Annotated in this window: 1 pseudogene; it reads left to right on the forward strand. The window is 69.9% G+C overall.

The window, feature by feature from the left end:
- Window positions 1–223 (forward strand): annotated as a pseudogene (locus ADL01_RS26895) (hypothetical protein); the annotation flags it as partial.
- Window positions 224–282: the final 59 nt, after the last annotated feature.

The following is a 282-nucleotide window of genomic DNA, read 5'->3' on the forward strand; positions in this document are numbered from 1 at the left end:
GCCGGACGACGAGACCGCCGAGGACACCGCGGCGGACATCCGGGCCGGGCGGTACGCCAGGAGGCTGTTCCAGGCCGTGCACTCCCTGACCGCATCCGGCCACAGCTACGGCGCCATGGCCCGGGAGCTCGGCCTGGACCCCTGCGCGGTGCGCAAGTATGCCCGCGCGGGCTTGTTCCGGTATCGAGATGGCGCTCGCATGGGCGAACGGCCACGGGGCTGATCTTCGAAGTGTCGTAGCTCCGAAGGAGATTGACGCGGCGTCAGAACTTCTGCCCGCAG

Origin of the sequence: Streptomyces sp. NRRL WC-3618, from assembly GCF_001280005.1 — a bacterium.
In the GTDB taxonomy this organism is placed as follows: Bacteria; Actinomycetota; Actinomycetes; order Streptomycetales; family Streptomycetaceae; genus Streptomyces.